Annotated in this window: 20 protein-coding genes and 1 pseudogene; 6 read left to right on the forward strand and 15 right to left on the reverse strand. The window is 39.1% G+C overall.

Going from position 1 to position 25,143, the window contains the following annotated elements; genetic code table 11:
- The first annotated feature begins 154 nt into the window (after positions 1–154).
- Positions 155–1,105, forward strand: coding sequence for a magnesium/cobalt transporter CorA (gene corA, locus BLR93_RS09275; protein WP_093213546.1), 951 nt, complete (start codon positions 155–157; stop codon positions 1,103–1,105).
- A 111-nt stretch (positions 1,106–1,216) separates the two neighbouring features.
- Here the strand turns inward: corA and BLR93_RS09280 are convergent, their stop codons facing one another.
- The 4 genes from BLR93_RS09280 to BLR93_RS09295 all read right to left on the reverse strand — a co-directional run bounded on the left by BLR93_RS09280 (position 1,217) and on the right by BLR93_RS09295 (position 3,050).
- On the reverse strand, positions 1,217–2,065 hold the full coding sequence (locus tag BLR93_RS09280; protein WP_093213548.1) for an STAS domain-containing protein: 849 nt from the start codon (positions 2,063–2,065) through the stop codon (positions 1,217–1,219).
- Positions 2,066–2,318: 253 nt separating this feature from the next.
- Positions 2,319–2,453, reverse strand: coding sequence for a YvrJ family protein (locus BLR93_RS09285; RefSeq protein WP_093213550.1), 135 nt, complete (start codon positions 2,451–2,453; stop codon positions 2,319–2,321).
- A gap of 125 nt (positions 2,454–2,578) precedes the next feature.
- Positions 2,579–2,791, reverse strand: a complete 213-nt coding sequence (locus BLR93_RS09290) for a DUF2922 domain-containing protein (RefSeq protein ID WP_093213551.1) — start codon at positions 2,789–2,791, stop codon at positions 2,579–2,581.
- Between the two features lie 34 nt (positions 2,792–2,825).
- Positions 2,826–3,050, reverse strand: coding sequence for a DUF1659 domain-containing protein (locus tag BLR93_RS09295; RefSeq protein ID WP_093213553.1), 225 nt, complete (start codon positions 3,048–3,050; stop codon positions 2,826–2,828).
- Between the two features lie 249 nt (positions 3,051–3,299).
- Here BLR93_RS09295 and BLR93_RS09300 point away from each other — a divergent pair, with 249 nt between their 5' ends.
- Positions 3,300–4,349 carry an LCP family protein gene (locus tag BLR93_RS09300; protein WP_093213555.1) on the forward strand — a complete coding sequence of 350 codons (1,050 nt, stop codon included), beginning with the start codon at positions 3,300–3,302 and terminating at the stop codon, positions 4,347–4,349.
- Positions 4,350–4,530: 181 nt separating this feature from the next.
- The gene (locus tag BLR93_RS09305; RefSeq protein WP_175559306.1) at positions 4,531–7,437 is read left to right on the forward strand and encodes a CDP-glycerol glycerophosphotransferase family protein; all 2,907 of its coding nucleotides are present in this window, start codon (positions 4,531–4,533) and stop codon (positions 7,435–7,437) included.
- A 38-nt stretch (positions 7,438–7,475) separates the two neighbouring features.
- Here the strand turns inward: BLR93_RS09305 and BLR93_RS09310 are convergent, their stop codons facing one another.
- From BLR93_RS09310 to BLR93_RS09330, 5 genes and pseudogenes are all read right to left on the reverse strand, one after another.
- On the reverse strand, positions 7,476–8,210 hold the full coding sequence (locus tag BLR93_RS09310; protein ID WP_245690108.1) for a WecB/TagA/CpsF family glycosyltransferase: 735 nt from the start codon (positions 8,208–8,210) through the stop codon (positions 7,476–7,478).
- A 246-nt stretch (positions 8,211–8,456) separates the two neighbouring features.
- Positions 8,457–9,260 (reverse strand): teichoic acids export ABC transporter ATP-binding subunit TagH, encoded by an 804-nt coding sequence (gene tagH / locus BLR93_RS09315; protein WP_093213559.1) that lies wholly within the window; start codon positions 9,258–9,260, stop codon positions 8,457–8,459.
- A 15-nt stretch (positions 9,261–9,275) separates the two neighbouring features.
- Positions 9,276–10,100, reverse strand: a complete 825-nt coding sequence (locus BLR93_RS09320; protein ID WP_093213561.1) for an ABC transporter permease — start codon at positions 10,098–10,100, stop codon at positions 9,276–9,278.
- Between the two features lie 174 nt (positions 10,101–10,274).
- A pseudogene (locus BLR93_RS09325) lies at positions 10,275–11,441 on the reverse strand (CDP-glycerol glycerophosphotransferase family protein); the annotation flags it as partial.
- Positions 11,442–11,541: 100 nt separating this feature from the next.
- On the reverse strand, positions 11,542–13,719 hold the full coding sequence (locus BLR93_RS09330) for a bifunctional glycosyltransferase/CDP-glycerol:glycerophosphate glycerophosphotransferase (RefSeq protein ID WP_093213566.1): 2,178 nt from the start codon (positions 13,717–13,719) through the stop codon (positions 11,542–11,544).
- A 563-nt stretch (positions 13,720–14,282) separates the two neighbouring features.
- Between BLR93_RS09330 and BLR93_RS09335 the strand changes: the two genes are divergently transcribed.
- From BLR93_RS09335 to BLR93_RS09345, 3 genes are all read left to right on the forward strand, one after another.
- Positions 14,283–17,249, forward strand: a complete 2,967-nt coding sequence (locus BLR93_RS09335; protein WP_093213568.1) for an SH3 domain-containing protein — start codon at positions 14,283–14,285, stop codon at positions 17,247–17,249.
- A 208-nt stretch (positions 17,250–17,457) separates the two neighbouring features.
- Positions 17,458–17,856, forward strand: a complete 399-nt coding sequence (gene tagD, locus BLR93_RS09340; RefSeq protein WP_093213571.1) for a glycerol-3-phosphate cytidylyltransferase — start codon at positions 17,458–17,460, stop codon at positions 17,854–17,856.
- 130 nt (positions 17,857–17,986) lie between these two features.
- Entirely contained in the window at positions 17,987–19,030 is a 1,044-nt protein-coding gene (locus tag BLR93_RS09345; protein ID WP_245690109.1) for a CDP-glycerol glycerophosphotransferase family protein, read from the forward strand.
- Between the two features lie 97 nt (positions 19,031–19,127).
- On the opposite strand, the gene BLR93_RS09350 is transcribed toward BLR93_RS09345, so the two are convergent.
- The 6 genes from BLR93_RS09350 to BLR93_RS09375 all read right to left on the reverse strand — a co-directional run bounded on the left by BLR93_RS09350 (position 19,128) and on the right by BLR93_RS09375 (position 25,143).
- Positions 19,128–20,177, reverse strand: a complete 1,050-nt coding sequence (locus BLR93_RS09350; protein ID WP_093213577.1) for a glycosyltransferase family 4 protein — start codon at positions 20,175–20,177, stop codon at positions 19,128–19,130.
- 364 nt (positions 20,178–20,541) lie between these two features.
- Positions 20,542–21,582 carry a GNAT family N-acetyltransferase gene (locus BLR93_RS09355; RefSeq protein WP_093213580.1) on the reverse strand — a complete coding sequence of 347 codons (1,041 nt, stop codon included), beginning with the start codon at positions 21,580–21,582 and terminating at the stop codon, positions 20,542–20,544.
- A gap of 28 nt (positions 21,583–21,610) precedes the next feature.
- Positions 21,611–22,090, reverse strand: a complete 480-nt coding sequence (gene pssE, locus BLR93_RS09360; protein ID WP_093213582.1) for a PssE/Cps14G family polysaccharide biosynthesis glycosyltransferase — start codon at positions 22,088–22,090, stop codon at positions 21,611–21,613.
- A complete protein-coding gene (gene pssD / locus BLR93_RS09365; protein WP_093213585.1) occupies positions 22,087–22,557 on the reverse strand; it encodes a PssD/Cps14F family polysaccharide biosynthesis glycosyltransferase in 471 nt (156 codons plus the stop codon). Before pssD ends, pssE begins: the two co-directional genes overlap by 4 nt.
- A gap of 13 nt (positions 22,558–22,570) precedes the next feature.
- Entirely contained in the window at positions 22,571–23,677 is a 1,107-nt protein-coding gene (locus BLR93_RS09370) for a glycosyltransferase (RefSeq protein WP_245690110.1), read from the reverse strand.
- Complete coding sequence (locus tag BLR93_RS09375; RefSeq protein ID WP_093213588.1) at positions 23,674–25,143, reverse strand: O-antigen ligase family protein; 1,470 nt, start codon at positions 25,141–25,143, stop codon at positions 23,674–23,676. Before BLR93_RS09375 ends, BLR93_RS09370 begins: the two co-directional genes overlap by 4 nt.

Below are 25,143 nucleotides of genomic sequence, written 5' to 3' on the forward strand. Positions count from 1 at the left end.
AGATTTTCGGGTATGTCATTAGTAAGGGATTTACCATTTTATATGTTTCAATTCTTCTCCTTTTAAGAAAACCGCTCATTTGATTTATACTAATAAATAAACATTAAAGAGTGCGTATCACCAATGGAATAATAATAATTTAAGGAGCATTTCCATGATTCGAGTAGCAGCAGTAACGGAAAATAATGAAAAAATCACCGATATCGAAATCTCTGAAGTTAATTTTTCTGCTTATAAATGGTGGTGGATTGATTTCAGCGAACCGACAGAAGAGGAAATTAAACAACTGGATACATCCCTCCACTTCCACCCGCTGGCGATTGAAGATTGCATACACAGTCTGCAGCGGCCAAAGCTGGATTATTACGATGAGTTTTCCTTCTTTGTCACCCATGCCGTGGGTGCAAAGGAACTAGAACAAAAGGAAATTGACTTTTTTATCGGGGAGAATTATGTGGTCACCTTCCATCACTGGGATTCTGCTGAAATCAACCAGGTGTGGAGCCGGTTACTAAAGCAGGAGGATATTAATGAATGGGATGAATACCGGATTTTTTATGAAGTTATGGATAAAGTAGTCGATAACTTTTTCCCGATTGTTTATCATTTGGAGGATGAAATCAATGAAGTGGAAGAAAATCCAGGAGACAAGCCGATGGACGTACTGCTGGACCATTTATTTGACCTGAGGCACCAGCTGCTGCGGATGCGGCACACCATTAATCCAATCAGGGATTTGTTTTACCGGATGCTCAGCTCCCATAGACTGGAGGGGATTCGTGAGCGGAGGGAATACTTTGCCGATATTTATGACCACCTAATGAAGCTTTCCGAAATGGTGGCATCTAATCGGGAAATTACCAATGACATTAGGGATAACTTTATTTCGATTAACTCCTATCAGCAGAACAAAGTAATTCAAGTACTGACCGTTATCACCTCGATCTTTGCGCCACTGACCTTTATTGCGGGAATCTATGGAATGAACTTTGTCCATATGCCGGAACTGGAATGGCGATATGGTTATCATGCCAGTTTAGCTGTAATGACATTGTTGACGATAGCCATGATTTTGTGGTTCAAGAAAAAAGGGTGGTTCGGATAATAGCCATTAATAAACAAATTCAACAAAATTAAAAAAGCTTGTAAAAAAACCAAGGGTTTCTCTACAAGCCGGGGACAGTCTTTCCAAAAGGAAGAACTGTTCTTTTTTTGTTCAATTGGAATTTTCGATTCGTTTAAAACCTAATTGCGTCAAGGCTTGTTGCAGGTTTGCCCTTGTCGTAACGCCTTTATAATCCAGGCCAAGGTTGCCGATTGTTTGGGCAACTTCTGGGCGGATGCCTGTGATAATTGCTTCAACTCCAATTAAACTTAACGCTTTGAGGATTTGAAAGATTTGGTCCGAAACCATCGTGTCAATCATTGGTACACCAGAAATGTCGAGTATCACGTACTCCAGCTCTAAGTTAGTTCCTTCTTTAAGGACAATCTCTGTAATCAGCTGCGCGCGATGCGTATCAATTTCCCCAACGATAGGAACAGCTGCAATTCCTTCCGATATGGGTACAACCGGCACAGACAGCTCCTCTAAAGCACTGTAGGCGATTTTCATTAAATGATCATTTCGTTGTTCGTACATATTGCCAATAATGGCACATACCTTATCAAGCAATGGGTCGATTCTTTTCGAAACATCGAGCATAGTAATGGCAGCAAACTGCCTTTGTTCCAACTCTCTGGTGAATGCTTCCCAGATGACCCGCCTGTAAAAAGACACTGCCCTTAATGCATCGCTCAGCCGCACACCGTATTGGATAGTAAAGTCTGAGACTCTTTTGGCCCAATCCTCCACTTTAGGAGTAATTTCCTCAGCGTCGATATATAAAGCTTCTCCGAGATAGTATAGAAGCTCTGCCCTGAATTCCGTCCGATCTGAAAACGGCATACCAGCATCGTTTAAACTCTTTGTATAATCCTCATCTACATTTGTTTCCAACTTTTGCGCCAACTCTTCGTTCTTATCTACAATTTTTTTTCCTATATACTCCAATTCATGTTTCAAAGGAATACCACCTTACTGAATTATGTCTTCTTATAGAATAGTGCAAGTAGAAGGCCGAGGGCAAGTCTGACACTCTAAAATTGATTGGCGGCTGCTTCTTGAATATCCTGGGATTGGAAATGTTTAAAATATATGCATATGTCCCCTTTCTTTGGAAGCGGCCAGGCTGCCAGGCAGCCCAGCTATTCCCCTATGTGTTAATTTTATCCGACCACTTATCAAGTAAACGGCGAATATTTTTACAACAACTATTTTACCTAAGCTTTGCCGGCAAGGAATGAATAGACTCAATTAAGGTGTTCAGCTTTCCCTCAATCCGATGCAGCAGATAAAATGTCACTGCAGCAGGGAACCCGACATCTGTAATCAAAGCCAGCCATGTCTCCACCAGACCTCCCTCCCTTCACTATATAGAAAGAAAAATGACCTTAATGGCCATTTTCTTTTATTTGCTATTGCCTCTCTACTTTTGAAAAGAAGGAGCGGTGTTTGACCGCCCCCCCCGTTTTGGAGTTATATCTCGATATCAAATACATTACGTTCAACGATTCGTGCGCTTTTCTTACTAACTAGATCTCCTCCGGAAGAGAAAAATGCATTTTGAGCAATGATTTCGTCCATTGCCGCATCTACCGCGCCGGCATCTGCTGGTTCAACCGGCTCATCCAGTGAAATCGTCACGGTTTTATTCTCCTCATTGAGGAATTTCAGTTCTAGCTTTTTCATAATTTCTGCCTCCTCCCTTTTTTCATTTGCTTCCTTACTGCTCCGTAATTAACGAGCTGTCATTACGCTTAACCGAGTACAGGCTTTTTTGCTGCAAGCCAACTAATACTGTTGAGATTGCCATCAACTGGTCTGGGGTGGCTTCCGTCTTAACATTATGGAAAGACTTGTTCCTGAAGATAGTATCTCCGCTTTCTGGATCGATACCGTCCTCAAATACTAGCTGCAGCCGGGAATCTACTTTGTTTGCGTTTGCCATGCCGCTCACCTCCTTTCACTTCTATAATCGCCAGAAGCAAAAGGTTAGGTGTCTTTTCATTTCAAAATTTAATACTAGATCGCTTTCGCTTCGCCTAAGCAGAGGCACTATCCCCTCTATATACCATTTCTGCATATTTTGTCGATTACACACTTTTTACTAAAAAATTCAATTTACTAGTGTCAATTTTCATAGTAAGATTAAGATTAGTGTTTATTTTGAATTAGCTGCTTATAAGGAGATAAAAATATGGATAATGAAAATAAAACGAGAATAAGGAAGAGAAAAAGGAAGAAGCATAAGCGCCTTTTATTTATATTGGTACCCTTTCTGATTCTAGTAGGAGCAACCACTGCATATGGTGCCTATCTATATAACAAAGCTGATCAAGTCGTTGCCGATTCTTATCAGGATGATGGAAGAGAAAAATCTGACTTGAGAGAAAGCGATGTAGATCCTGGCGTTGATAACGTTTCTGTACTGTTTATCGGTGTCGATGAAAGCGACAAACGGGAAAACGAAGGAAGCTCCCGCTCCGATGCACTAATGCTGGCCACACTTAATAAAGACGATAAAAGCGTCAAGCTGCTGAGCATTCCGCGTGATTCGTATGTATATGTACCGGAAGTCGGTTACAACACAAAAATTAACCATGCCCATGCCTATGGCGGACCAAAAGCTTCTATTGAAGCTGTCGAAGGACTGCTGGACATTCCTGTCGACTATTATGTGAAAATGGATTTTGAAGCTTTTATCGATGTCGTCGATGCTCTAAATGGCATTAATGTTGATGTCCCTTATGAAATGTCCGAACAAAATTCAAAAGACCAGGCAAATGCTATTCATCTATCCCCTGGCGAGCAAACTTTAAACGGAGAAGAAGCACTTGCGCTGGCTAGAACTAGAAAACAAGACAACGATTTGGAACGCGGCAAGCGCCAGCAGGAAATCATAAAAGCTATCATCAGGAAGGCGACTAATTTTGGCTCTGTCACGAAATATGATGACATAATGGAAGCAGTCGGCGATAACATGACAACCAACATGCGATTCAGCGAGATGAAAAGCTTTATCTCTTACGGTACGAGTGGAAACCTCGATGTAGAAACCCTCGGATTGGAAGGCTATGATTCTATGATTGAAGGCGTCTATTACTATCAATTGGACGATACCGATGTAGCCAACAAACAAATAGAATTAAGAGAACATCTTGGCCTGGATAGCAGTGAGTACACTGGAGACGAAGTCAATACTCCTACTCCTGGTGAGGATAATTCGACTGGCACAAACAGAAACTAGCTATTAAGTATTCCTCGCTTCAGATAAGCGTAATCTTATCTGAAGCTTTTTTATTTATCCTCTATATTTCAATTTCTTTCAGCTAAGCAGTCATTTTTCCCTAGTTTATGCCGAATTAATTTTGGGTAAAATCATGGTATTGAAGTTTGTTGCATTTTGCTTAGAGAAAGGAAATCAAAGAATGACGAAAAAGTTAAGATTACATAACAGTAAACAGCTTATCTACAACCAAATCAAGCGGAGAATCAAATATCTACGCTCCCACCCGTTTCGTATTTCTCAACTTTCCTTCGAAAAAAACTTTTTATACGTTAGCTTATCTAATAGAAGTAAAAAGAAACAAGCCTATCTAAACGCTTCTTTGGTAGTTAAAAATATGGAGGAAGAAGAGCTTGAATACCAGGTGCCGCTTGTTCATTTATTAAATGAACAATACGACCATGAAATGCACGCATGTATAAATTTAGAGAAGTTTCCAAGCTTATTGGAGCACGGCAAGTGGGCATTTTATGTGCGAAACGAAGAGAAAGATTACCGCCTTCTCCCCTCCAAGTCATTTCGGCGGGATATATACAGCTTTGCCAATAAAATGGTGGACGGCAACCGAATTATCGAACCTTATATCACGGTCAAAGGCAATGTAAGTTTAGCGGCTAAGGATACAGTACTTGACAATCAAATTCACAGGATACCAAACTATGTGGATAATGTCACTACTTTTCAAAGCAGCCTGGTATTAGAAGGCTGGGCCAACTTCCACTCTCTGGATAAGCAGTATATCCAGCTGCTAATCCAAAAAAGGGATTCTACTTTCCATTATTATAGTCCAATAACCTGGCTGAGTGATGACCGCTGGAAAGCAACCGTCAGTTTCTCTGAAAATGACTATCCAAAAGGAATATGGGATTATTATTTTCTCTTGGACAGCGGCCAAAAGTTCAGGATAAAAGTTCAAGATAAACAGACACTTACAAACACGGACCCTTTATTTTATCAAACAGATAAAGAATCCCGTGAATTGAAAACATATATTACGAAAAAAGGCTCTCTTTCCTCAAAAAGCAAAATGGCTTTTATAAAGGTACGCAATTTAGAAAGCGAAGCGGTGGATAATTGGAATACTAAGCTTAAAGGAAGCTTGCGAAGTTACATCTTAAAAAGCCATAATCCAGATGTACCGATAAAAATGGTGTTAAGACAGCGTAACACCGAGCAGTTTTATGAGTTTCCAATTAAAGTTGCCCCTGACCCGATGTCAGAAGGCTATTTATTTGAATTTCCATTCAACTACCGGGATGTTATTCCATTTAGTAATTTGGAAAATATCCGCTGGGATGCATATCTCCAATTACATATTTACGGGGAAGATCATCGTTTCCGCTTACGGGTGAAATCAAAAAATGTCGCCTATCAATCAAGGATACAATTCCGAACTTCGACAATTTACCAAGCATTTTATTATTCGACGGTGAAAAATCACCTGTCTCTTTCCTTGACACAATTGACGATACAGAGGGATCTAGAACGGTTTAAATTTAAAGATAACAAACTGTTGTTGAAAGGCTATGCCTACCTCGACACGATTAGTTTCAAGGACCCAGACGCTATTCAGCGTTATTTACTAGTCAGAGCCAGGGAAACAGAGGAAGAGTTAAAAATCCCGTTAGCTCCAAAACTTAGGAACAAGCTTAGCAAAGGTATGTATAACTATCGTTATGCTGGCTTTGAAACAGAAGTTTCTTTACGAGAGGTCTATAGCCAATTAAAAACAGTGGATAAAGAAATATACGACCTGTTCATCCAGATTGAATATGATGGTATTACCAGAGAGAGAAAACTTGGTTCCCAGCATTACACTTATTTTAAGGACGAAATATTAAAGAAACAAACGGTATCCTATGATGGATACCATATACGTAATTATTTAACCTATACACCGAGAGGAAATCTTAAGATTGAGGCCATCTCCTTCTCAGAAGCAAAGCTGAAATATTTAAAGTACGGACAATTTATTGACCGCCTGCTAAACAAGCAGAGAGAGATTTGGCTGGTAGGAGAACGGCCGGACACTGCACAGGATACAGGCTATCACTTTTTCAAGTATTGTCGGACCCATTACCCAGATAAAGAGGTTTATTATGTCATTAATAGAGATTCGGCCGATAGAAGAAATATCGAGAAGTTCGGAAATGTATTATACAATGGATCCAGTGCCCATTTAAGAATGACTGCACTTGCTTCTGCCTTTATTGGCTCTCATGATCCGGATTATTTTTTGCCAACAAAAGGGGCAGAATTGTATTCCTTTAAAAAGGGGAAACGGGTATTCTTGCAGCACGGTGTCTTGGGAAGGAAAAATGTAGAATATCATCGCAGATTTTATAAATATCCATTTCATATGTTCTGTGTCAGTTCAGAACCAGAAAAAAAACTTGTGGAAACCAAGATGGGTTATCGCCAGAAAGAAGTCAAGGTTACTGGGCTGTCGAGGTTCGATAACCTGCTGAAGGATCATCAAGAGGAACGTTCGATTTTAATAATCCCTACTTGGCGGGAATGGCTGAAAACCGAAGACGATTTTCTCGAATCAGAGTATTTCCGCCGTTACAACTCCCTGTTGAATAGTAAGCGGTTGTCTGAATTGCTGGAAAAATATGAGGTCCACATCAACCTTTACCCGCATTATCGTATGCAGCAATTTATCGACCATTTTGGTGGATTGTCATGTGAAAGAATCAACGTAATTAAGCTTGGTGAAAAAAACGTTCAGGAAATGCTTATGGAAAATAAGCTGATGATTACAGATTACTCATCGGTTTCCTTTGACTTTAGCTACATGTCAAAACCGGTTGCTTTCTATCACTTTGACTCCGATTCATTCTTTAGGGATGGGATTCTGCGGCCAATCGAAGAAACTTTTTTGGGGAATATATGTAGGACGGAAGATCAGCTGTTAGAGACTATCGAACATTATTTACTTGAGAACTTCCAAGAAGACCAGTCTGTTGCAGAGAAAAAGCACCTTATTTTTTCACAAATCGACCAGAACAATTGCAAACGAATCTATGAGAATATTACCCATCTTTAACAGCAAAGAAGGCCGGCAGCTGCCGGCCTTCTTTATATTCAATATTTTCTTATCAGCATTCTGAACATAAACTCAAAAACCTTCAATATTCTCTTCCAGCGGAATGGCTGCTTTATCACTCGGTACAACCATTCCAAATGAAGATCTATCCAAATCTTCGGGGCTCTCTTGACTTCTCCGGCAATAACATCAAAACTGCCTCCCACACCCATAAATAGCCCCTTATCAAATTCCTGGTAATACTTGGTTATCCACTCTTCCTGGCGAGGTGAACCTAAAGCGACAAAAATAAAATCAGGCTGCACCATCTGCATCTTCTCCAAAATCGTTCGATCTTCTAAATCAAAAAAACCATGGTGGCTTCCGGCAACTTTAAGATACGGATGCAATTCTTTCAACTTTTCTACCATTTTGTTATTCACCTGTTCCGAAGCACCTAAAAAGTAACAGCTTAACTTTTTATCCTCGGCATATCCGATCAGGTGAGTCATTAAGTCAAAGCCCGGCATCCGTTCCTTAATTGGGTTTTTAATCATTTTAGAAGCCATCACAATCCCAGTGCCATCCGGGATAATGAAATCAGCTTGCATGACCATTTGCTTGTATGACCGATTTTCTTTGGCCATCATTACAATCTCTGGATTAGCAGTGACAATATACGACTTCTGCTGATTATCAAGCCTTGGATAGATATATTGCTCCAGCAGTTCCTTTTGACTTATATTAATGAAAGGTATATCCATGATGGATACATGACTATTAGTTTTCGACACATTAAACAACCTTTCGAGGTTAAATAAAGTGAATTTCCATCATCCCTCTTAAAATAAATATACAAACAAGTTAATTAGCAAAATATTTTTTCACTTATCATGTCATAGAGTTTTAGACAACGCTTAGACAGACATATCTGTTCTATTATGCCATTAATATTTAATCTCTACAATTAATAATTTATTTAAGAATGTATATATCACCATTAAAAAACACTGTCTATCGACAGTGTTTTTAATTTTCTCTTACTGAAGGAGCTCTTCCTTTCGAGCATTTTCCAATGACTCACTACGATATTTTTGCTTTTCTTTTTTAGACATCTTCTTAAAGCTTTTAAGAAATTTTTCGTATTTAGGCATTATTTCTTCAACTGCCCCAAAGCCCTTCACCCTTCCATATTCTAACCAGAGAATTTTCTCGCAAAACTTTTTCATTTGTCCAATTGAATGGCTAACAAATATCATCGTTTTCCCCATTTTTTTGAACTCTTTCATTTTCTCCAAACTCTTTTCTGCGAATGCTTTATCTCCAACAGAAAGAGCCTCATCAATAATTAGAATATCAGGATCAACACTTACAGAGATAGCAAAACCCAACCGTGACTTCATGCCACTAGAGTATGATTTGACAGGTTGGTCGATGAACTTCCCTAACTCAGCAAACTCAATGATATCAGGTTCCATTGCTTTAATTTCCTGTTTCGAAAAACCGAGCATTAAACATTTCAATTCAATGTTGTCTCTTCCTGTTAAATCCTTATTCAAACCCGAAGAAACGGCAATTAAGGACGCTTGACCATTTAGATAAACCTTGCCTGAAGTTTCAGGGACAATACCAGCAATTATATTGGAGAGTGTAGACTTGCCAGACCCGTTAACACCCACGAAACCTATGACATCTCCCTTTTCCGCCTCAAAATTAATCTTTTGCAGAGCATAAAAATCCTCTCCATAACTTTTGGGCAACACTAGGTCCAATAATCGTTCGGTCGTATTTGAGTATAACTTATATTTTTTTGACACATTTTCTACAATTATCGATTTTTCCATACTATTCCCTTTCTATTACAGAAAGTCAATAAAATGCCTTCTGAATTTGACATGCAGCGTGGAACCAATTAAAAATAGTACAACCGTTAAGGCCCAGAAATATAAAGTATACTCCCATTCACTAATAAAGTACCACTCTGTTCCTACGTAACCAGCTCGATACCCTTCAATTACATAATACAAAGGATTTAATTTCATTATGAATTGTACAGTAGCGTGATCAATTGACGAAATAGGCCACAAAATCCCCGATAAGTACAACACCATTCGTAAAACTGCAGCCAATAACATGTGGACGTCTCTGACTATAGTCGATAGAGTAGAAGTAATTAACGCTAATGCATACGTGAAAGCAAAGGTAGCAAAAGCAAAATATATGAACTGCAAATAATACATACTAATCGAAAAACCAGATAGTATAAAAAATATCATCACAATAAAAATCATAATTAAATGAATATATAATTGAGAGAATATAACAAAGCTAGGAATGACACTCATGGGAAAGTTCATTTTAGAGAGCATCCGAAGACGTTTATAAATTGACTTTGATGCCTGAATGGTTGATTGGAAAAAAAAGAACCATACTACGAATCCAGCTACCATCCATAAAACAAATGGCAACTCAAGATCATTATTCAATTTTACATTTGCACGTTCTCTAATTCCATAACCAAATACAAACCAATAAATAGCTATTTGGATTAAGGGATTTATAATTTCCCACAATACCCCTAAGTAATTCCCCTGATTGGTACTTTTTATTTCGTATAGCGACAACCTTCTAATTAAATAGAAATGCTTTACTTGTTCTTTAAATACAATAAAAGCTGATTTCATAATATTTCCTTCCTACAAAACGGTACTTTGTCATAAAATTCTTATCAAATTATACTAAGGAAGCAACTAAAAAACAACTAGTACAAAAAGCAATTCTTTTGTATTTACCTCTTTTTTGTAAATGTAACAGTGAGTTATTGACTGACATTTTTCTTATGAATATCTTCAGTCATTTCATTTTCTAAAAATTGTTTCGACAACCTGTTTTGCTGCTAATCCATTTTCCCAACTGCAAAAACGTTCATAAAACTCTCCATCTAGTATAAAAGGGGTTTTATCAAAGTTTATTATTTCATTTATTACTTCTTCAGTAGTTTTGACAAGAGGGCCGGGAGCCTTTTCTTCAAGATCGAAATAAAAACCTCTTAACTTGTCCCTATATTCATCAATATCATATACAAAGAAAATTATCGGTCTTTGTAAGTTAGCATAGTCAAAAAATACAGAAGAGTAATCAGTGATCATCAAGTCTGCCATCAAGTACAGCTCTCTTATATCCTCATACGTGGAATAGTCATAAGCAAAGCCATCATATACAGATAAATCTACATCCTCCGCGATTAAATAATGCATGCGCAGTAATAAGATGTAATCAGAACCCAATGATTTCTGCATTTCCGCTAAATTAAGAGAGAGGTCAAATTTATATTGCCCTTTTTCATGGAATTGATTATCTCTCCAAGTGGGAGCATACAGTATAATTTTTTTGCCCTTGGGCAAATTATGCTTTTGCTTTAATTGGTCTACAGTTTCCTTGTTATTGGCATAATATAAATAATCGTTACGTGGATAACCGGATTCAATCAATGTCTTATCAAATTGAAAGGCTCTTCGGAAGATTTCACTGGAATATTGGTTAGGTGATACCAGAAAGTCCCATTTAGCAGCCTCTTCGATGAAATTTCGCTTATACTTTTCAGTTGTAGTTCCCGGCATATGAACCTCATTCATATCAGCAGCTAGTTTTTTTAAAGGAGTGCCATGCCAAGTTTGTACATAGGTAGTATGCTTCGGCTTAGGTATCCATAAGGGTAATCTGCTGTTGGTAATCCAATACTTGGCCCGTGGCATGATAAGCAGCCATCTAAGAGAAAGTCTGCGTATTGTTTTTAAGTTTTTATTCTTGAACAAATCTTCGTTTCTCTTATCCACACTCCAATAAAGGGTATAATCCATGTTGTGTTCCACCATATATTCATAAACGGCACGTGGGTTATCGCTGAATTGTTTTCCTAAAAAGCTTTCGAAAACAACTAACCTTTTATTAGGGGGGAATTTTGTCATTAAAGTGAACAATATTTTATAACATCTTATAAAAAGTTTTTTTAATATACTTATTATCGGAGCCATGCTATTTTCTCCTTAGCTTTAGCTTGAAATTCTAATTTCACTTAATTTACTTTGAATCGCAGAAATTATATAAGACTGGTAATATCTTAATTTATTTGCTTTTAAATACATGTTTGACAACTTTTTCAGCCGCTTTGCCGTCATCCCACCTACAGTACTTATCGAAAAATGCGTCATAACGTTTAGAGTATTCCTTTTTTAGACTGTCTATATTCAAGATTGCATCCAGAACTTGTTCTGTACTCTTAAGCAGCGGTCCAGGTGCCTCGTTTTCAATATCAAAATAAAAGCCTCTCAAGGTGTTTCTGTATAAATCAAGGTCATACGTATAGAATAAAATCGGCCTGCGTAAATTCGCATAATCAAAAAATACGGACGAATAATCTGTGATTAATATATCAGATACTAAATATAGATGAGTAATATCCTCATATTTGGAAAAATCATATGCAAAACCTTCGAAATTACTGATATCTAATTCATTAGCAATTAAATAATGCATGCGCAGTAAAATAATATAGTCGTTTCCTAACGACTCTCTCATTTGAGCCAAATCTAAATTTAAACTAAATTTATACTTGCCTCGTTCAAAAAACTCATTATCCCTCCATGTTGGCGCATATAAAATAACCTTTTTATCTATCGGAATATCTAATTTTTTCTTTAATCCCCTACCCAGTTCCTGTTTGTTAGGGGCTGATAAAAGATCATTCCTAGGGTAACCCAATTCCAACATTTCTTGCTGGAACTGGAAAGCTCTTCTAAAGATTATTGATGAATAGCTATTCGGGGAAATTAGATAATCCCACTTTTTTGCTTCACGAACGAAATTCCGTTTATACTTTACTGTATTTGTTCCTGGCATATTCACTTCATCCATATCGATAGCAAGTTTTTTTAACGGAGTGCCATGCCATGTCTGCAGGTAAACTGTTTCATTCCGTTTGTTTAAGTAATTAGGCATTCGAGAGTTACTTATCCAGTATTTTGCTCTAGCCAAATAGTAATAGTAACGTAAGCTTTGTCTCCTCACTATTATTGGGTTTCCCGGAATGGAATTACTACCCACATCATTTAGTATCCAAACATAATTGTAATCCGGCATATTTTTAATCATATATTCGTAAAGGTACTTAGGATTATCTGAATAATTCTTCCCTAGGAAACTTTCTAAAACAACTGTTTTATCTTTGATAGGCATATTTGTAAAGATTAATCGATACAATCCGATGTAAAATTTATTTTTACTCCTAAGCATGTTTTTTATTTGTCTTAATTTGTTATGGGAATTTACTTGTGACTTAAATTGCTTTTTATTTCCTTTTCTTAATGTCTTGATTTCTCTACGCAAGATAAATTTCTTGTTTTTAAGCACATCAGTGTCAACTAGGTTAGCTGTTTCTCGCAGTAATTCAAAGACAGAATCTATATTCGATTCTTTCCTAAAGAAAATAGTTATCTGCTTACGGTAGTAATTTAAATAAAGATTATCCAAATATTTGGCGCCTTTATTATTAAAAGATAATTTTTTTCTTAAGTTGCTATATATATATAAGAAATCTCCTATTTTATCAATGCTATCTAGTTGATTTAAAGAAGGATTGTTAAACGGATCATTCCTCACCCTTTTATAGTAAATACTGTCTTTTACAAGCAAAATTCCCTCCTCTAAATTATTTAATGCAGGTACGATGAATTCTAAGTCTGAATGATGTTTTACTTCCTCAGAAAACCTCAAATTCTGTTCCTTAATAAATTCTTTAGAAATCAAACGATGTAAAATGGATCTATTTTTAAATAATTTTACCTTCTTTTTTTTGTATAAAATGCTCTCTTCTTCATTATTACTTAATGATTCTTCATTGAATTTTCTATCAGTCTCTTCGATGATTGATTCTTTTTTGGACAACCATCTTTTTTGTTTTCCAGTTGCCAGCTTATACCCATTAATGTTTCTTATTAGTAGCTCGATTGCATCTTTTGCGATAAAATCATCACTATCTAAAAAGTACACATAATCCCCTGAGGACTCTTCTACTCCGAAATTTCTTGAGAATCCTACTCCTTTTCTCTCCGAGAAATGAAATGATTTCAAACGAGAATCAAGTTCCGTAATTTCCTTTATTCTCTTTCTACATTCCTCATTCGAATTATCATCAATCATTAACACTTCAATATTTTGGTAAGTTTGAGATAAAACAGACTCAATACAATCATTTAAAAAATCAGTTGTATTATATATAGGTATTATAATAGAAATTTTATTCACTTTTCACACTCCATCAAAATCCATGTTAATTCTACTAATTATAACATTACTACCTATCAGGTAAAAGTGCTATACACTTCCATCTTTAGTATATATCAGTTTTAAAAATGAGAAGGTTAACTTTTGAGAAAAAACTCTGTTAATGATTCATTAGTTATCTTTAAAACTTTAGGCAACAATACACGGTTTATGTACTGATTACTAATACCTAAAGATGGAATAAGGTAGACGTTCTTTTTTTATAGGTAATTAGTTCCTTAAAAATATTGTCGAATAATAGGGAATTATAACCTTAACATTTTTAGAAAAGGTTGCCATAATAGACAGTACGTTCATGCAAAAAAGGAGTGGTTCTTATAAGATAGAAGTTGTTCAGCTGGAAAATGATAAGTGATTAATGAAATACTAGCTTTCTCATCACTCTACTATATATGAACAACAATCTCTTAGATTGTAACTTTCTACAAAAGACCAATATAATTTACAGTACACTAATTGCTGATCTTTCCTTTTAACGTCTGAAGAGTCATCCAAATTCGCACAAATTTTATGGGGGAGAGATATTGAGAAGATTTACTAAAATAGCAGCCTGTTTTATTTCAATCATTGTATGTGCCCACGTCCTCCCTTCCCTGGTTTCAGCAGCGTCTGATCAACATTTAAAAGGGATCGGGATAAACAGCCCTACCCATGTTTACTCTGAGACCTCGAAGAGTTCATCAACTTTGAAGTCATATGCCCAAGGATCACTGTTGAAATATACTACGTATAATTCGGAGTGGTACAAGGCAACTGTCTATATAAGTGGAAAAGCCAGAACTGGTTATATTTCCAAAAAGGACGTAGAAAATGCTGTTGTTCCGCAAACCAACCTGGAAGGGATCGGTATCACTGAATCTATTAACGTATATGCTGCTGCTTCCGATAAGGAGAAAGTCTTAAAGTCTTATAAAAGAGGAACCGTTTTAAAATACAAAACTTTCACCTCTAAATGGTATGAAGCAACTGTCTATTTGAACGGGAAAGCAACTACCGGTTTCATCCGGGCTAGTGATGTGGAAAATGCGGATAACTCACCTGATAAACTTTCAGGGATTAGCCTTAAAAATCCTACCAAGGTATATACGCAAGCTTCCGACTCTAGTCAAGTGCTAAAATCCTATGGACAAGGTACGGTACTAAAGTACACAAGCTTTACCTCCAACTGGTATCAGGCAACAGTTTATGTCAGTGGTAAAGCAAGGACAGGTTATATTGATAAACAGGATGTAGAAAATGCTGTACAGTCACCAACAGAAATCACAGGAATAGGCATGAAAGAGTCGACCCGTGTGTACTCTTCTCCAGCTGGCGATGCCAATACGTTGAAGACATATAGCCAAGGAACCATCTTAAAGTATAAAACTTTTACTTCCGAATGGTATCAAGCGACAGTTTATGTCAACGGCAAAGCCAAGACTGGTTATATTAATAAGAACGATGTCGAGGATGGCGAAAGCTCCCCGGTTTCCCTTTTGGGTATTGGAAAGAACAGGGAAACGAAGGTTTACTCGCAAGCATCTGCTAATTCCACGGCATTGAAGAGCTACTCGAAAGGAACAATACTAAAATACCAGACGTTTACTTCCGGGTGGTATCAAGCAACTATCTATATTAATGGGAAAAGAAAAACCGGGTATATCAATAAGAATGATGTGGAAAACGGAGATGCCTCTCCCGCCAATTTGCAAGGAGTAGGTTTACAAAGCTCTACTAATGTTCACATGTCCGCATCGACAAGTTCAAAGGTGCTAAAGTCTTATACACATGGCTCTATCTTAAAATATAAGACATTCACCTCGGGATGGTATACTGCCACTGTTTATGTGGATGGCATGGCCAAAACTGGATATATTAATAAAAGTGATGTGGAAAGCGCCGATGATAAGCCAACAACAATTGAAGGGATCAGTGCAGGAGGACCAACTTCTGTTTACTCTTCCGCTTCCACAAAATCCCGGCCAATTAAAACGTACCCGGAAGGGACGGTTTTAAGATATGACACGTTCACTTCAGGTTGGTATCAAGCAACGGTTTACGTTGATGGAAGGAAGCACACCGGTTATATCAGCAAAAATGCCGTTGAAAACATCGAATCTGTCCAGCAGAGTGCTGAGGGGTATGGAACCAAAAAACCTACCAATGTTTATTCGAAACCTTCAACAAATGCCGGTGTACTGAAGTCTTACAATCATGGCGCTTCACTAAAGTATAAGACTTACACCGCTAATTGGTATCAAGCCACGGTCTATGTCGATGGGAAAGCAAAAACTGGATACATTCATAGTAATGACGTTAGCGCTACTCCGCAGACGGTCTATCAAACTACTAATTATGATCATACATTTAAAGAAGCGATAGATATCCAAATGACAAAGACACCGAAAGCCAATGGGACAGGAACTATCGCTGCTGATAGAAGCACAGTCGAATATTATGCAAATCCTAGTAATTTCGATCGCGATACTGCCAGCTATTTTCAATTCCTTAAGCTGTCGCACAGCGCACAATTAAGTGCTAAAGAGATTGATAGTAAGGTACTGACTAATAAAGGTACTCTAACAGGGACGGGTGCGGCATTCATCGAGGCCGGCGAGAAGTTCAATATCAATGAAGTTTACTTAATGGCCCATGCCCTGCATGAGACCAACAATGGACAGTCGGCACTAGCTTCCGGAGTCGGTGTAGATACTCAAGGAAAGGTTGTCGAATCAGGTCAGACACCAGCTTACACAGTCTATAACATGTACGGTTATGGAGCATACGACAGCTGCGCACTTTCTTGCGGGGCCAAATATGCCTTCGACCGGAATTGGTTTACGCCTGCCGCTGCAGTTATAGGCGGTGCAGAAGATGTAGCCCGCAACTATATTAACAGAGGACAGGATACACTTTATAAGATGCGCTGGAACCCAGCAAATCCTGGGGTACATCAATATGCAACCCATGTTTCATGGGCTGTAAGTCAGACTAAAAAAATCAGTGATATTTATAGTTTGTTAGACAATTTTGTATTAACTTACGATATCCCACAATATCGTAACCAGCCTGGTCCCGGAAGTATTACCAGCTACCCAGCCGGTATATACGGTGTCACTACGACCCGGTTGAATTTCCGGTCAGAGCCTGATTCATCTACCAGTGATACCATCATCAGTACGTTGGAAAGCGGACAGAAGATTGAAGTGCTCGGTTCTAACGGAAACGGCTGGTACCAGGTTAAAGCTGAAAACCAAACTGGCTGGGTGTCTGCTACTTATATTGACATCATGAATCTCTTAGAAGTAACTGCTGATTCCTTGAATGTCCGTACAGATCCCAATACGGAAGGCAGCCCTGTCGGCAGCCTGAACAATGGTACCTTCGTCACTGGTGTACTAGATAACAGCAATCAGCTCGTCAAAAGCGGTGTCTGGTATCAAATTCACTACAATGGAACTACTCGCTGGGTCAGCGGCGGGGCCAATGGTGAATATATATCGGAAAAGTAATTGGACTATTAAAGAGGGACATTATGTTTTTTCCATAAAGTCCCTCTTTCCTTTTGAGCAAATTTCTTTACATTAGAAACTATTACCTCTTGTATATTCTTAACAAAAAGTTTACAATTTATATTATTATGGGTAAAAACAACATATAGACCATCTGAAACTAATTTTAGTTTATTATATTGCCTTGAACCCTTAGAGGAGGATTCCTATGAAAAAAGTAATCACTTACGGTACGTTTGATTTACTGCATAACGGCCATATCAATATATTAAGACGCGCGAAAGAATTGGGTGACCATTTGACCGTTGCCATTTCAACCGATGAATTTAATGCCATTAAAAATAAAAAAGCTTATCACAGTTATGAAAACCGCAAAATGATTTTAGAAGCTATCCGATATGTTGATGAAGTTATTCCTGAAGAGGATTGGGAGCAAAAAATCGATGATGTCAAGAATCACAATATCGATATATTTGTAATGGGAGACGACTGGGAAGGTAAATTCGACTTCTTGAAGGATTACTGTGAAGTTGTTTACCTGCCTCGTACAGTCGGAATTTCCACTACAAAAATAAAAAAGGATCTTTTTAAAATAAACAATGGTTAGAGAACTGGTCATTTCCAGTTACCTCTTTCTTTTCAGGATACTTTTTAACTTCTTCAAGCTTTTCCCTATAAGAGATAAAACAACTTTTGTAGCTACTTTTGGGGATAATATCGGATATGTTGCAGAGGAAGTGAAACGTTCTGGCCAAGAGCAGCTGATTGTCCTGCGGGCTGAGGGCTGTAAAAGGGATTTCACTGTTGATCAGCAAACTGCTGTGAAGGATTTCCGCCCCGTCCGTTTGCTGCAATTCTTACAATCTATCTATCATTTAGCCACGTCCAAAGTGATTTTCGTTGACAATTACTTTGGATTTTTATCTGCTGCCGACTTTAAGACGGAGACTACTTGCATCCAGTTATGGCATGCAGCAGGTGCCATTAAGCAGTTTGGATTAATGGATCCGTCGATTGAAAAGCGTAGTGAGCGGGCGAAGCGCCGGTTTACAGAAGTGTACAGCCGCTTTCATTATGTAGTGGTTGGCTCAGAGAAAATGGCTGCTATATTTAGAAAGAGCTTTGGCCTGAATAATGACCACATTTTGCGGACAGGAATACCAAGGACAGATTTCTTTTTTGATAAGCGAAAGACGAAGCAGATTGAAAATGATTTAACGGAGCGTTTTCCAGTTATCCAAAATAAAAAGGTATTACTATACGCACCTACCTTCCGTGATGACCAATTAAATTCGCCGGATATTGCTCTGGATATTGCAGAGATGTACAAGCGTTTAGGTGATGAATATGTGTTGTTCTTACGTCTTCATCCCGCTGTTCGGTCAAACCTGCAAAACAGCTATCCAGAGTTTGTCGTCGATGTAACAGACTATGAAAATATTAATCACTTACTATTAATCAGTGATTGTTTGATTACCGACTATTCTTCCATTCCCTTTGAATATGCTTTGCTGGAAAAGCCAATGATTTTCTTTAGTTATGACTTACAGGAATACCAAGAATCCCGTGGTTTCTGGGAAGACTATCAAAATAATATTCCCGGCCCAGTAGTTAATAATACTGGAGAAATTATTGATGTGCTTATCGAAAATCGCTTTGATATCGGTAAAGTAAGAAGCTTTTCTGCCCAGTGGAACCAATATTCGAGAGGCAATTCAAGTGAAAACCTGGTGAAATATATTTATGAAAGCCAGGAACAGCAACAGCAAATTCTTCATTAAAAGGCTTCTAAGAAAGATTAACATTTACTTCTTAGAAGCCTTTTATTTTTATCAACAAAAAGCTCCTTTATCTTTTACAGATAAGGAGCTTTTTAAATTAGTAGCGTTTTGCTTTCGCGCCTTCCAGAAGGCGCAGGATTGGCCTGTAATTTTCGCTGATTAGGCCAGTCAGTTCCACGACAATTTCAACAAGGATGGTTAACGCCAGCAGGGTCAGCGTCGATCCCCACACAGTCGATTTGGTGAATATAATTGCTGCGATGCTGAACAGCCCACTCATTGAATAAATTAAGACGACTGTCTGCTTATGGCCAAACCCCAGTTTAAGCAGGCAGTGGTGGAGATGCAGCTTGTCTGGGGCAGATAATGGTTTGTTTTGGATAATCCGGCGCACTATTGCAAAAAACGTATCCAGAATAGGTACGCCTAATATTATAATCGGAACGATTAACGAGAACAAGGTGACGTTCTTAAACCCTAAAACGGAAAACACACCGATCATATAACCCAAAAATAATGCTCCGGTATCTCCCATGAAAATCTTTGCCGGGTGGAAGTTATACAGTAAAAATCCCAGGGTGCTTCCCAGAAGCATCAATCCCATGAGGGCAACAAATGTATCTCCCAGGGATATTGCCAATCCGGAGATGGTAATCAAAGCAATGGAGGATACTCCGGCTGCTAATCCATCTAGACCATCAATCAGGTTAATGGCATTTGTTATTCCGACAATCCATATGATAGTAATCGGAATACTGAAATAACCGAAATGCAACGTCTCCCCAAATGGAAGGTTGATAAAGGTAATCTGAACACCGCTGAATACAACAATTCCTGCAGCAGCAAATTGCACCAGGAACTTTATTTTAGCAGATAGATCGATTAAATCGTCAATGATTCCCGTTGCGGTAATCAACAAGGCTCCAATCAAAATGGGCCAATAATAATTACTGACTGGGTCAAAAATTACAAAACCGATCATAAAGCTACAAAAAATTGCTAACCCACCAAGCCGCGGCATGAGTTTGCTATGGATTTTTCTATTGTTTGGCTGGTCAACCGCGCCGATGCGGATAGCCAGTTTTTTGACTAAAGGGGTGATTGCTATAGATATCATAAAACAAACAAGCAATGCAATATATTCCATTTTCTTCCTCCCGGATGACTAAACATCTTATTTCTCTCTGTCCTATATGACGGCACTTATATATGAAAGGTTTCATAGTTTGCTAATTTTCATCATTTCACTTTTGTTAATATAGCACATTCCCATAGAAAATACACCACCTCACACAGAAAATTTACATAGAAAAGCGAAAGCACCCTGTTTAGCGGCGTAGGAAATGGACTGCACCGCAGGAGATAAAGGATAGCCAAAAGGCGGGCTTTCCTTTTGTGCTTGACTTATCGTACGGAGGTGCAGGAAGTGTGCCCGCGCACTGCGGGTAGTTCGACATTGCCGCCCCTTGCGGCAGATTTAGATCGAACTTTCTTGTTATCAGCAGGAGAAGCTAAAAAGAATCAACATCTCCCTGGCTCAGCATCCAGTCCTCCGTTTTTTTTCCGGTATCTATATCGCCTAATTGATGAATGACTAACGCTAGCGGGCGGTCCTTTTCCTTGAAGCCCGCTGCTTCTAAAGTTGCAGCACCAGGAGTATCTGGAAATGCCCAGGACTGCAATAGATCACAAGCTTGCAAATGATTGGCAGCTATGCGAATCAATGCATCCCATACATTGCCGTCCTCAACGGCCAGCCAGTCGACGATTGTTCCTATTTGTATATTTCCCTTTTTGAATTGCTTTAACTCCTGCTTGGTAACAATATAGCCTAGCAACCCATCGTTTCCACTAATCGCCAGCATTGTATAATCGTTATCAGGGTGCTGATGATAGCGCCAGTTCAAATATTTTTTATCCCGATTGGCCATAACTGGCCTGGTATTAGCCGTTTGCTCGGCCAATTGCGTAAACCGGTCATCACATTCACTAATATGCTCGATCTTCCATGATTGCGGCAGCTGCTGGCTGTTTCTTTTGGGCAATACAAGCCTGTAAATAGCACCGAACGGTTTCAATGGCCGCAAAACATTCATCCAGGAAGCAGCTACAGCGATTGGATTAGTTATGTAGATATATCTTGGCATCCAGCCAACCTGCTGTGCACCTGTATGGGCAAGCAGCAGTTCTCTTGCTTTAGGTGCCGGGAATCCATATAACAAAGCAATGTCAGCCCGCTTTGCTTCCTTAAGCATAGCTTGGTTAAGCTGCTGGTAGACTCCCTTCCCTCTCGCATCTGGATCTACCATTGTGTCGATGCGCATGCCTGCTTTCTTTTTCGCTCCATTAATATAAACTTCGTTTACCCACAAGGCTATATGACCGATGATACGATCTTTTTGTTCGCAGACGAGTATCCAAGGGTTTTCCTGCTGGGGATGCTGCTTATACTTCCAATACCAGTGCTCATGTGAGCGGTTTTTGCCAAACACTTTGGCAAAAAGCTGCTGGATGCTCTCTTCATCCTTTTCCTGATAAAAACGAATTCCCATTTGCCTCTCCCCTTAGAGCTTTCCGGTCTTAAGCATGATCGATAAAGTCAGTCAATATTTGCTGCAGTCTTTGTTTTCCTGATTCAAACGGTTTAGGAGTGAAATGATTTGCCTCGTTGATGACAGCCTCCAAACGCTCGCCGTCATTCCAGGTCAGTATATGGCCTTGTGCAGTAAACACCTGTACGAGTTGAAGCTGGTGGTCATCGTTATGCTCTCCGTACTTTTTCAAGCGGGCCACAGCTATTACTTTTTTACCTTTTCGCAATCCAGTAATTACGGAGCCAGTGCCTGCATGAGTAATAATCAAGCTAGCCTCATCATACAGCCTATCCATCTCTTCATAGCTTACAAATTTCTTCATGGTCATCTGTTCACTGGCAAATTTGGTATGTCCGTGCTGGACAATTACTTCTTCTTTAAGAAAGTCTTCTTGTTTCAATCGTTCTACTTCGGTCAGCAGCCTTGTAAATGGAAGTTCATGTGTTCCTAAGACAACTAGTATCAATAGATTGACCCCCCATATACTGCTTTGGGGTAAATTTCCTTCATTGACTCCCACTGGACAATAAACAAATCAGAAATTGGGTAGACCATCCTCCCAGATAGCGTTGGACTCGTTGATTTAGCAAAACTTTCAATGAAGACAATCTTCCTGCCAAACAGCTTTGCTAAATAACACATCGGGACCGCTGTGTGGGCCCCTGTTGTAATAATGATATCAGGGCGGTGTTTGATAAAGATGCATAGGGATTTAATTGTATTGTACGTAAACTTATATATATAGCGGATTGGATAGTTCCGCGCACCATACATAAGCAGGGAGACTGGGTATTTTTCCATCAGTTGTTCGGTCACTTGCGATTTTTCCGTGACCAAGTGGTATTGATAGTTTTTGAACAATCCTTCCAGTTGAAGCAGCTGAGTTAAATGTCCGCCTATAGATGAAATGAGAAGCAGTTTTTTCTGTTTCATCCTATCCTCGCTCCTATCGATGATAAATTGAGATTAGTTGGTCCAACAATTTTTCCTGGTCGTTATCCTGTGCTTTCTTCTCCCCCTGGTCAATCAATTGGCTGCACAATCGTTTATCTCTAATTATTCTTTCCAAACCTGCCTGCAAAGAAGCACTATCCTGCGGTTCTACCAGTACTCCTGCTCCATCGCCCAGCAGGTGGGCAAGCCCACCGACATTGCTGCCTACAACAGGTGTATGGCAAGACATAGCTTCTAAAGCTACTAGCCCAAACCCTTCCATATGGGAAGGAATGACAAACACTTCGGCGGCTGACATCCAGCGGGCAATTTCCTTCTGGCTTTTTGCTCCATGGATAGTAACATCCTTGATGTTTTCTGTCTCTATTTTCATGCGTATCCTCTCTAGAAATAAGGGTTGTTTGGCAGCCCCGATTAGATGTAGCTCCGCTTGATCAAACGTTTGTTTAATTTCCCGATAGGCATCCAGCAGCTCGATCAATCCTTTGGCTTCGATGATATTCCCGGTAAATAAAATCGGAATACTCGATGAGGAAAGACCTATCTCTCGTTTAGCAGCTGGTTTAGCTATAGGACAGAAAACATGGCGGTCAACTCCCATGTTAAGCACTGCAACCTTTGTTTTATTCACTTGATAGGTCTCAAGGATCTCACGCTTGAGCGCTTCGCCGACAGCAATCACATGATCAGCTTCCTGTAAAACCCGTTTGGTTTGGTTGAAAAAAAACCTTCCTTTTTTGGCCATTTTATCGAGATCGCCTCCATGGCAGGTGACTATCAATTTTGTACCAAACAGCCGCTTAAACCAAAGCCCAAAAAAACCGCTTGGAAATATATAATGGGCATGGACCAGCTGATAGCTTTTTCCTTTTGTGGTGTAAATATATAATATCCGTGATAACCAGGCAGCATATTTTTTTAGGACATGCTGTTTTGTCATTCTTGGCTCCGTGATCGCTGATACATCAATGGAAAAGCCTCTTTCCCTTAAAGCTTCGACTTGATTGCGGACAAATATACCAAATGTCGGACTGTTTTTTCCGGGGTACATCGTACTTAGTACAAGGATGCGGTTCAGCGGTTTTGCCAATCGATTCACCCCCATTCCTGCTTTGTTGGAAATGTATCGGCCTGTTTAACCTGTTTGGAATTATTAATGACATAGGCTAGCATGACAAAGTAAAACAATGTGAAGGAGTCATTTTCCCATATGTTATATACAAGTCCAGCCACATAAGAACCGAGCAGAACTGCGATCAAGACCGATGCTGTCTTCAACTCGTCCCGCCGTCTCCACAACAGGTAAAGCATGTTTAGTAAAAAGACGGCAAATACAATTACCCCAAAGCTGCCAGTTTGAACAATAATTTGGATATATTGGTTGTCAGAATAAAATTCCCGATCAATGTTATACTCCTCATAAATCGGCGATCCGACATTCAATGTTGCTGAATCACCGAATGTAGCAAATCCAGTACCGATGACTGGATGGTCTTGGAAGATCGTCCAGCCTTTTTCAAGAATGTAGAGCCGGCCGGCTCGTTTACTCCCTTCCATGGCATCATCATTGAAAGTTTCCCGCATACGATCGGCAAAACCACCGTCCCGCTGATCATACTGTTTTTGCGTGCTTCTCTGTGCTGTACCAAAATCGGACTCCTCAATCGTATTTGCAAGCAGGTTAGCAGGAAGCCCCACCAACAATATGCCTGTGATTAAAGCGATGGCCGTTGTTCGCAACACCCGCCAGCTTCTTGTCAAAGCTAGATAGATCAACAGGCCGATCGCAAAGGCAATCCACGTCCCTCTGGAATAGGTAAGAAACCAGACTCCCATAAATAACGCTAAGGCGCTGTTGATTAGCCATACTGCTTTTCCTTGAATAAACCTTTTTAAAATAAGCGTCAGAATGAAAGCAAAGGATAAATAGTAAGCAAGTAAATTCGGATTACCAATTAATCCGTAAATCCGTATCCGGTTAATAGCAGATAAAGGCATGTTTTCCCAGGAAGGGGGCAGCAACCAGCCTCTGAGAGATAATTTTTCAATCAGGCCATGGATACAGATAAGCACTGCCAGCAAGAAGGTTGCCCACAAGAAACGGGCGATATCCTGTTTATTAATCTCCATCCTTTTGACAATGTAATAGACTAGATAAAACAATAGGAATGAGCGCAGCTGCAGGATCAGCGCTGTTAACGATACACCTGACAGCAAGGCGGACACAGCTCCAATAAAACAAAAAGCAAAGAATGCCAGCTCAAACCATTGAAATTTTATTAGTGTTCGCCAATTCTTGCGATTGGTGAGTAATGTTTTACCTAACAAAACGAAAATGATCATGTCGCCCACGAGCTTCAATGTTGGATTGAACTCGACAATAAAGGGCCTTATTGGAAAATAGACAAAAAGCAGAATGACAGCGTTTTTTTCCTCCAGATAAGCGTAAACCATAAAGGCGGCAATAATGGCCAGGCTGATTATTGTGTTATCGAGGACCATCCCGATTAACAGCAGTAACAGAGCTGCAGGAACAAATAGGATTTGTTTAATGCTGATAGTCAT

Origin of the sequence: Sediminibacillus albus (assembly GCF_900101125.1) — a bacterium.
Lineage (GTDB): Bacteria > Bacillota > Bacilli > Bacillales > Amphibacillaceae > Sediminibacillus > Sediminibacillus albus.